The sequence below is a fragment of the Melissospora conviva genome, assembly GCF_049523535.1.
GTDB classification, from domain to species: domain Bacteria; phylum Actinomycetota; class Actinomycetes; order Mycobacteriales; family Micromonosporaceae; genus Melissospora; species Melissospora conviva.
Genome location: NZ_JBLLDT010000003.1, coordinates 425,994 through 435,075, shown reverse-complemented (window position 1 = coordinate 435,075; position 9,082 = coordinate 425,994). Strand labels below are relative to the sequence as shown.

The window sequence follows — 9,082 nt, the reverse complement described above, 5'->3', positions numbered from 1 at the left end:
TCGGTGCTGCCACGAATGACTCCCTTCAGCTCCATCAGAGCATGATCGAAAGCCTCCGAGCTACCGGGGGAACCTCACGTCCACCGTCGTCCGCTGGCGACCGCTCCCATCGTCACCCAGCTAGTCACCCGGCAGACGCGGATAGATGGGTCTGCTGCACCGATAGGTGACATCTGAGATGGCTTGCCCTGGTGGCGGGCTGGAAGGATGTTGCTGTGCCCAAGCCCTACCCTCGAGAGTTCCGTGATGACGTCGTGCGTGTGGCTCGTGACCGTGATCCGGGTGTGACGGTCGAGCAGATCGCCAAGGACTTCGGGGTCCACCCGATGACGTTGTTCAAGTGGCTGCGCCAGGCCGACGTCGAGGTCGGCGCCAAGCCGGGTGTGACCCGTGGTGAGTCGGCCGAGCTGCGTGAGGCGCGCAAGCGGATCCGGTTGTTGGAGCAGGAGAACGAGGTCCTGCGTCGGGCCGCTGCGTACTTGTCGCAGGCGAACCTGCCGGGAAAAGGCTCTACCCGCTCGTGAGCGAGCTGGCCGCCGACGGGATCCCCGTGGCGGTGACGTGCCGGGTGTTGAAGATCGCTCGTCAGCCCTACTACCGGTGGCGTGTCCGCCGTGTCACCGACGCTGAACTGGCGCAGGCGTATCGGGCGGACGCGTTGTTCGACGCCCACCGCGATGACCCGGAGTTCGGCTACCGGTTCCTGGTCGATGAGGCGGCCGCGGCCGGGCAGCCGATGACGGACCGGACCGCGTGGCGGATCTGCTCCGGCAACGGCTGGTGGTCAACCTTCGGCAAGAAACGCAGGCGAGGCAAGGGCGGCAAGGTCGGCCCGCCGGTGCACGACGACCTGGTGCGCAGGGACTTCACCGCCGACGGCCCGAACCGGTTGTGGTTGGCCGACATCACCGAGCACCGCACCGGCGAAGGCAAGCTCTACCTGTGCGCGATCAAGGACGTGTGGTCCCACCGGATCGTCGGCTACTCCATCGACTCACGCATGAAGTCGCGCCTGGCCGTCAACGCCCTGCACAACGCCGTAGCCCGCCGTGGTGACGTGGCCGGCTGCGTGCTGCACACCGACCGCGGGTCGCAATTCCGAAGCCGAAAATTCGTCCACGCCCTCCACCAGCACCACATGATCGGGTCGATGGGCAGAGTCGGCGCCGCCGGCGACAACGCTGCCATGGAGTCGTTCTTCGGCCTGCTGCAGAACAACGTCCTCGACCGCCGAACCTGGACGACCCGGCAACAACTGAGGATCGCGATCGTGACCTGGGTCGAACGGACCTACCACCGCCGTCGACGCCAACGATCCCTGTCCCGGTTGACCCCTATCGAGTACGAGACCATCATGACCCCACTGGCCAGTCAGGCCGCGTGACTACAACTGTCACCTATCGGTGCAGCAGACCCGCGCGCCCAGGTGGCGACGCGTGCGGCCCGTTCAGGGCCGCCTTGAAGACGTACAGAAAGGTTCTCACCACTTCACCGGCAGTCGGCTGTCGTACTCCGCTTGATGCGTTACGTCGTGGCTTCATTAGATCCGTGACACGACGTCCCGGCTCGTTGGCTACCCGCCGTGAGCATGGGCCGCCTGAGGTGGGTGATCTTATCCGCTTCTAGCCGATCAGCGGACGAACCGGCTCGCTTCAGCAGTCCCCGTGTCGTATGCTGGCCGACTTTGATTCTTCGGGAGGTTGGGTCGGCTGAGTACCCGCAGGAAGTTGTACAACGCTTCCATGCACCGCCTGAGCAAGTAGATGACGGCTTGGTAGGAGAAGCTCCGAAGAATTGGCAGTCGATCATCATCGAGGATTACGACCCGGCATGGGCTGCTCGATACGCTGCTACCAGTTCCCTGTTCAAGGAGGTTTTGGGCGAGCTGATCCTCAACACCGAACACGTAGGATCCACATCGGTGCCGGGCCTGGCAGCCAAGCCCATCATCGACATCGATCTCCTGCTTGAAGACACGGCGGACGAGTCCCGCTACATCCCCGCCCTTGAAGGGATCGGGTACCGACTCGTTCTCCACCAGCCGTGGTGGCACGGGCACCGGATGCTGGTTGGCCCTGCGGAAGACATCAATCTTCACGTTTGGCCGCGGGACGCGCCCGAACCGATCAGGCACAGGCTCTTCCGCGACTGGCTGCGCTCGCATCCAGAAGACCGGGAGCTCTACGCCGCGACCAAGCGGAGCCTCGCGCGGGACACGGTCCACCGAGCCGGTGACTACAGCCTGGCGAAGAACGACGTCATCGACCGGATCCTTGCACGCATCTTCGCGGCAGCCAGCGACCGACCCCTACCTGACCCCGATTGATGGCGAGCTTGACCGCATACCAGGCAATGCCGTGGACGCACCTGGTGTCGGTGCGTGCGGTGGCGCCGTCGAGAACCACGATCAGATTCTCGCTGACCATCGCCCAAATCCTCGCTGGGCGAGGACGGGTTGCCGGCCTCCGAGGCGGTCGAGACACGCATCAGGCCACACCCTCACTGCGGTACGGACGTCAGCGCCTCGACCCCCGTCACCGCCCGGCTGGCCGGGTCGTACGCGCAGCGCACCAGCAGGGAGAACCGGCGGTTCTTCAGCTCGCGGTACAGCTCGTCCAGGTGCTCTTCGAGGTACTGGGTGACGCCGATAGTTCCCATGGCGTGGACACCAGCCAGGTACAAGAAGGTTCCCCGCCCGACATCGCTGATCTCTGCGGTCACTCCGGCACCAGCGTCACTGAGAAGGTCTACCGGCATCAGCTGCGACCGGTTTGCCGACCGGCGCCGCCGTCATGGATTGGATCTTTGATGTTGACCGGAAGCCTGAGGAGTAGTCACTCAGTTAGACAACTGGACACACCAAAGGGGCCATGTCCGTTGCCGGACATGGCCCCTCATCTGGTGGGCGATACTGGGTTTGAACCAGTGACCTCTTCCGTGTCAAGGAAGCGCGCTCCCACTGCGCCAATCGCCCTCGTTGTTGCGAGGTGGAGACGGGATTTGAACCCGTGTACACGGCTTTGCAGGCCGTTGCCTCGCCTCTCGGCCACTCCACCGAGCCAGACCTTCACTTGCGTGATGATCTCTCCGAGCGGACGACGGGATTCGAACCCGCGACCCTCACCTTGGCAAGGTGATGCGCTACCAGCTGCGCTACGTCCGCGTGCCGCCGGTGCCCCGGCGGCTGTCTCCGGCGTTTCCCGGTGACGGATGAGAACTTTAGCCGGTCGAGGATCAGTTGCCAAATCCGGCCCCCCACCCGCGCGTTCGGGCCGCGCGCCGGGGCCACGCGGGCCCCGGCGTACGGCGAGCGGCGGGCCAGGCGACGGCCGAAACGTTGACGTCGGAGATCCAGATACCGGGAGACATTCAGCGTCCGTTCCGCCCGGCTTGGTCACCTTCGCGACATGCAGGTCCCGTGAAGGCGTTCGTTACCCCATGTGGTCGGTTGTGTAAGTTACGGTGACGCCGTGACGAGAAGTCTGGCCGAGGTACGCCTGGATTCCCTGCTCCGCACCGCCTGCGAGGTGATCGTGCGCCGGGGCATCTCCAACACCCGCACCGCGGACGTCGCGGAGGCCGCCGGGGTGAGTCAGGCCCTCGTCTTCTACCACTTCACCACCAAGGAGCGCCTGCTCGCGCAGGCCTTCGAGTACGCCGCCGAGCAGGACATCGCCCGGCTGGACTCCGTTGCCCGCTCCGGCGCCGACGCGCTGACCCGGCTCAAGCGGCTGGTGAAGCTCTACTCCCCCGTCGGTCGTGTCCCCGCCTGGTCGCTCTGGATCGACGGCTGGGCGGAGTCGATGCGTACGCCGGAATTGGAGAAGGTCTGCCGGCGGCTGGACCTGCGCTGGCGGCAGGACCTGAGCCGGGTCATCGAGGACGGGGTGACCGAGGGGGTCTTCGACTGCCCGGATCCCACCGGCGCCGCCTGGCGGATCAACGCCGTGATGGACGGCCTGGCCCTGCAGTACGCCGTGCACGAGCGGATGATCTCGCGGCGGCAGGTGACCGAGTGGGTCCGCCTCTCCACTGCCCGCGAGGTCGGGCTGGACCCCGCCAGGCTGGCCTGACTCTTCCGGCAGTTCGGCCCGGCCGGGCGTAACCGGGCGGAGCGCGGGAACGACGGGGACATGGAACTGCTTGAGGCGTACCGACGAGGGTTGCGTGAGTTCACCGACCGGGTGGGCCAGGTCGACCCGGCGCAGTGGTCGGCACCGACACCCTGCCGCGAGTGGGACGTCCGCGCCTTGGTCAACCATGTCGTCGGGGTGGACCGGCAGACCGCTCCGGTGCTGGCCGGGGAGACGGCGGCAGACATCGGCCACGAGGACGGTCAGGGTCAGGATCTGCTCGGCCCGGATCCGGTCCGGGCCGCCGAGGAGGCAGCCGCCGCGGCGGACGGGGCGGTAAGCAGCGCCGACGTGCTGGACCGGACCGTGCGCGGGCCGGCCGGGGAGATCCCCGCGGAGGAGTATCTGCACCAGATGCTCGCCGAGCACCTGATCCACGGCTGGGACCTGGCGGTGGCGATCGGTGTCGACCCGGGGCTGGACCCGGCCGTGGTGCACGAGTGCGCCGACTGGTTCACCAGCCGCGTCGCCAACTATCAGGCCGGCCAGCTGATCCGGACCGGGGTCGACGTGCCCGCCGGGGCCGACGAACAGGACCGTCTGCTCGCCGCCTTCGGCCGGGATCCCGACTGGGCCCCCGACAGCTGAGACGGACGATTCAGGTTGCCGGGGCCCCGCCGGCCGTACCCTGCGCCGTAGGGGTCTGGCCGGTTGCGGCGAAGCGGCGGCGCAGGCCGGGCAGGGCGCGCGGGGAGACGTTGGCCAGGGCGAGGTCGCCCTCGTAGTGGGCGACGACCCGGGGGTCCATCACCCGCCGCCACAGCGGCGTGACCAGCGCGAGCACGATCATGCTGGCGTAGCCGGCGGGCAGCTGCGGCGAGAAGTCGAAGCTGCGCAGCGTCTGGTAGCGGCGCAGCGGGTTGGCGTGGTGGTCGCTGTGCCGCTGGAGCTGGAAGAGGAAGACGTTGGTGACCGTACGGTCGCTGTTCCAGCTGTGCCGCGGGTCGACCTTCTCGTAGCGGCCGGCGGCGTTGCGCTGCCGGCAGAGGCCGTAGTGCTCGAGGTAGTTGACGACCTCCAGCAGCGAGAAGCCGAAGATCCCCTGCAGCAGCAGGAACGGCAGCACGCCGGGGCCGAAGAAGACCGCCAGGGCGGCGAAGAGCAGCACCGTCATCGCCCAGGCGTTGAGGACGTCGTTGCGCGGCGTCCAGGGGCTGCGGCCGCGGATGCGGAAGCGTGAGGTCTCCAGCCGCCACGCCGAGCGCAGGCTCCCGATCACCGTACGCGGCCAGAAGGCCCAGAAGCTCTCCCCCAGCCGGGAACTGGCCGGGTCCTCCGGGGTGGCGACGCGGGTGTGGTGGCCGCGGTTGTGCTCGACGTAGAAGTGGCCGTAGCCGGTGGGCGCGAGGGCGATCTTCGACAGCCAGCGTTCGACGTTCTCCCGCTTGTGGCCGAGCTCGTGGGCGGTGTTGATGGCGATGCCGTTGACCACCGCCAGGGTGGCGATCAGCCCGGCGGCGCCGGCGAGGGAGAGATCGCCGTTGACCCAGACCCAGCAGCCGACGAGCAGCCCCAGGTACTGCAGCGGCAGGTAGAGGTAGGTCAGCCAGCGGTAGTAGCCCTCGCCCTGGAGGCGGGAGAACTCCTCGTCGGGGGGGTTGTCCCGGTTGTCGCCGATGAGCAGGTCCACGGCGGGGATGACCCCGAAGACGATCACGGGGGCCAGCCACCAGGCCCACCAGGAGCCGCCCGTGCCCTGCCACACCAGGAAGCCGAGGAAGGGCAGCAGCGGAACGCCGAGCGCCAGTGGCCAGAAGGGCTTGCGGGTGTCCTGCCAGCTCGGTGCGGGGGTCTGAGCAGTCTCGGTGGCCATCGCCAAACCTCCGGGGGGGTACGGAGCCGCTTGGCGAAAGCGTGTCACGAACCTCACAGGTTTCACAAGGGTGAATTCGATGTGACGCATCGAGGACCTTGCCAGGTCCGAAGGTGAATGATATCCAAGGGTCTCCATGTGATCACGTCCGCCGCTCGTCCGAGCGGCGCGGGCGTGCCGCTGCCGACGGCCACAGGAGGCCCCGTGCGCAGACCGGATTCACACCGCTTTCCCTTCCGCCCGACACTTCCCGCCCTCGCCGCCGCCACCCTCCTCATCGCCCTCGTCCCGGTCGGGGCCACCGCCAGCGCCGCCCCCGGCGGCGCGGGCCTGGAAATAACGTCGGGGCCCTTCGCCGAAGCGGACGGGCACACCCACCGCGACATCGACAACCGGCGCGGCTCCGCCGCTCCCGACGCCCGGCAGCGCGGGCTGGCCACCCGGCAGGACCCGAGCGTGCGCTGGAACCGGCTCGGCACCCCGCACGCCCTCGGCCCCGCCGAGACCCCCCTGGCCCAGGGACTGCCGAAGAATCCGGAGCAGACCGCCCGCCAGTACCTCATCGAGAACAACGACCTCTTCGGTCTCGACGAGGCCTCCGTCGGCGCCATGAAGACCGTGCTGGTCCGCGACATCGGCGCGGGCGCCGTGGTGACCCTGCAGCAGGTCTTCGGTGACCTGCCCGCCGGACACGACGGCCTCGTCACCGTCGCCGTCACCAACGGCACCGTCCTGTCGGTCAGCTCGTCGCTGTCGCGCGACACCAGCGCGCCCGCCGCGGCCACCCTCACCTCCGAGCAGGCGTACGCGGCTGCGCTCGCCGACGCCGGCCTCACCGCCGAGCAGCTCACCAGCCACGCCGTACGGGAGGTGGCGGTTCCCACGCCGCTCGACGGGGTGCGCAGCGCCTACGAGGTGACGCTGATCGCCGCCGGCACCGACGAGCCCGCCGCCTTCACCACCTATGTGGACGGCATCGACGGCACGGTGCTGATCCGCGAGGACCTGGTCGACTTCGACTCCGACAACCCCAGCTGGGCGGTCTTCCCCGCTGCTCCCCGGCCCGGCAACCCCGCCCCGGACAACCGGGAACGCTGGTGCGCCGACGCGGCCCCGGACTGCGACCGCGCCTACCGGGACCCGGCGAGCGGCCAGGCCTGGGACATCGACCTGACCACCGGCGAGCCGACCTTCACCACCAGCGGCAACTCGGCCGCGACCGTACGCGCCTGGGGCGGTGGCACCCCGTCGATCCCGGCGACGACCAGCCCGGACCGCACCTACGAGTACGCCTTCACCGACCAGTGGCACGCCGCCCGCTGCAACCCGGAGGTCTTCACCTCCGCCCAGCGCAACGACGACGACGCCGCGATGGCGAACCTCTTCGCCATGCACAACCGGATGCACGACTGGTCGTACCACCTGGGCTTCACCGAGGCGACCTGGAACCTGCAGGCGGTCAACCTCACGCCCGAGGGGCTCGGCGGCGACGCCGAACAGGGGCGCGCCCAGCAGGGCGCGATCAGCGGCAACCGCAACAACGCCAACCAGGGCACCCCGCGTGACGGTCTGCCGCCGACGACGAACATGTACCTCTGGCAGCCGGTCGCCGGTGGGCCGTACCCGCCGTGTGTCGACGGCGACTACGACATGACGGTGATCGGCCACGAGTACACCCACGCCATCACCAACCGCATGATCGCCGGCCCGAACAGCGGCATCGGCGGCCACCAGGGCGGCTCGATGGGCGAGTCGTGGAGCGACCTGCTCGCCGCGGAGTACCTCTTCCAGAACGGCCTGCGGGCGCCGGGCGAGACGCCCTTCGTCACCGGCGGCTACGTCACCGGCAACCTGGTCAGCGGCATCCGTAACTACGACCTGAGCCGCAGCCCGCTGAACTACTCCGACGTCGGCTACAACACCGGCGGTCCGGCCGTGCACGCCGACGGTGAGATCTGGGGCGCCACCAACCACCGCATCCGCACGGCCTTCGTCAAGCGCTACGGACTCGGCACCCCGCAGATCCAGCTCGACTGCGCCCAGGGGCGCCGGGACGCCGACCAGTGCCCCGGCAACCGGCGCTGGTCGCAGCTGGTCTTCGACTCGTTCCTGCTGCAGGCCGCCAGTCAGGTGAGCATGCTCGACATGCGCGACAACATGCTCACCGCCGACCTGCTGCGCTTCGGCGGGGCGAACCAGGAGCTGATCTGGGCCGAGTTCGCCCGTTCCGGGATGGGCCGCGACGCCGTCACCAACGGCGCCGGTGACACCGACCCCACGCCGAGCTTCGCCAGCCCGCACGGGCGCAACGCGCAGGTCACCCTCGCCGGCCGCGGGCAGAGCAAGGACGCGGCGATCCGGCTCTACGTCGGCGCGTACGAGGCGCGGGCCACCCCGATCGCCGACACCGACCCGGCGACCGAGCTCGGTGCGAACTTCGAGCTGGTGCCCGGCAAGTACGAACTGCTCGCCGTCGCACCCGGCTTCGGGCACGAGCGGTTCACGGTGACCGCACGGGCCGGGGTGCCGCTCAAGCTGAACCTGGCGCTGGACCGCAACCTCGCCTCCATCGCCTCCGGCGCCGTGGTCAGCGGTGACGGGCTGAACCTGGAGCAGATCGCCGACGACACCGAGGCCACCAACTGGGCCTCCCGCGACGGCGTGGCGGGCCGCCGGATCACGGTCGACCTGGCCGGAAACGGGCCGCAGCTGGTCTCCAAGGTCAACGTCAGCGCCATGCTCCGGCCGGCGATCACCGGCGACGCCGACGCCGGCAGCCAGAACGCCCTCAGCGCGCTGCGGTCGTTCAAGGTGCTCGCCTGCAACGGGCTGCTGCGCGACTGCACGGACCAGGCGAACTTCCGCACTGTCTACGTCAGCCGCAGTGACGCGTTCCCCGGTGGGGCGTACCGGCCCTACACCCGCGACATCAACCTGCGCTCGTTCACGATCTTCCCGACGATCGCGACGCACGTGCAGATCGAGGTGGTGGACAGCCAGTGCACCGGCGGCCCGCACTACGCCGGTGAGCAGGACGACGACCCGCGTACGCAGACCGACTGCGCGACGGCCAGCCCGTCGCGCGACCAGGTACGCATCAGCGAGTTCCAGGTCTTCACGAAGTGACGACCGGTCC

General features: G+C 68.9%; 7 protein-coding genes and 3 tRNA genes. 5 read left to right on the top strand and 5 right to left on the bottom strand.

Features of this window, described 5'->3' with window-relative positions; translation table 11 throughout:
• Nucleotides 1-215: 215 nt before the first annotated feature.
• A protein-coding gene (locus ACK8GG_RS11410) for an IS3 family transposase (protein WP_440356258.1) occupies nucleotides 216-1,384 on the top strand; the annotation gives its coding sequence in 2 pieces (ribosomal slippage) (nucleotides 216-500 and nucleotides 503-1,384; 1,167 coding nt in all).
• A 300-nt stretch (nucleotides 1,385-1,684) separates the two neighbouring features.
• Complete coding sequence (locus tag ACK8GG_RS11405; RefSeq protein ID WP_440356257.1) at nucleotides 1,685-2,326, top strand: GrpB family protein; 642 nt, start codon at nucleotides 1,685-1,687, stop codon at nucleotides 2,324-2,326.
• Nucleotides 2,327-2,499: 173 nt separating this feature from the next.
• Here ACK8GG_RS11405 and ACK8GG_RS11400 read toward each other — a convergent pair whose 3' ends face one another.
• The 4 genes from ACK8GG_RS11400 to ACK8GG_RS11385 all read right to left on the bottom strand — a co-directional run bounded on the left by ACK8GG_RS11400 (nucleotide 2,500) and on the right by ACK8GG_RS11385 (nucleotide 3,163).
• Entirely contained in the window at nucleotides 2,500-2,658 is a 159-nt protein-coding gene (locus ACK8GG_RS11400) for a hypothetical protein (protein WP_440353597.1), read from the bottom strand.
• A gap of 241 nt (nucleotides 2,659-2,899) precedes the next feature.
• Nucleotides 2,900-2,974 (bottom strand) — tRNA-Val (locus tag ACK8GG_RS11395).
• An 11-nt stretch (nucleotides 2,975-2,985) separates the two neighbouring features.
• Nucleotides 2,986-3,056 (bottom strand) — tRNA-Cys (locus ACK8GG_RS11390).
• A 34-nt stretch (nucleotides 3,057-3,090) separates the two neighbouring features.
• Nucleotides 3,091-3,163 (bottom strand) — tRNA-Gly (locus tag ACK8GG_RS11385).
• A 307-nt stretch (nucleotides 3,164-3,470) separates the two neighbouring features.
• Between ACK8GG_RS11385 and ACK8GG_RS11380 the strand changes: the two genes are divergently transcribed.
• Complete coding sequence (locus ACK8GG_RS11380; protein ID WP_440356256.1) at nucleotides 3,471-4,073, top strand: TetR/AcrR family transcriptional regulator; 603 nt, start codon at nucleotides 3,471-3,473, stop codon at nucleotides 4,071-4,073.
• A gap of 60 nt (nucleotides 4,074-4,133) precedes the next feature.
• The gene (locus tag ACK8GG_RS11375) at nucleotides 4,134-4,721 is read left to right on the top strand and encodes a TIGR03086 family metal-binding protein (protein WP_440350182.1); all 588 of its coding nucleotides are present in this window, start codon (nucleotides 4,134-4,136) and stop codon (nucleotides 4,719-4,721) included.
• 10 nt (nucleotides 4,722-4,731) lie between these two features.
• On the opposite strand, the gene ACK8GG_RS11370 is transcribed toward ACK8GG_RS11375, so the two are convergent.
• A complete protein-coding gene (locus tag ACK8GG_RS11370; protein WP_440356255.1) occupies nucleotides 4,732-5,946 on the bottom strand; it encodes an alkane 1-monooxygenase in 1,215 nt (404 codons plus the stop codon).
• Nucleotides 5,947-6,150: 204 nt separating this feature from the next.
• Between ACK8GG_RS11370 and ACK8GG_RS11365 the strand changes: the two genes are divergently transcribed.
• Nucleotides 6,151-9,072 carry a M36 family metallopeptidase gene (locus ACK8GG_RS11365; protein ID WP_440356254.1) on the top strand — a complete coding sequence of 974 codons (2,922 nt, stop codon included), beginning with the start codon at nucleotides 6,151-6,153 and terminating at the stop codon, nucleotides 9,070-9,072.
• Nucleotides 9,073-9,082: the final 10 nt, after the last annotated feature.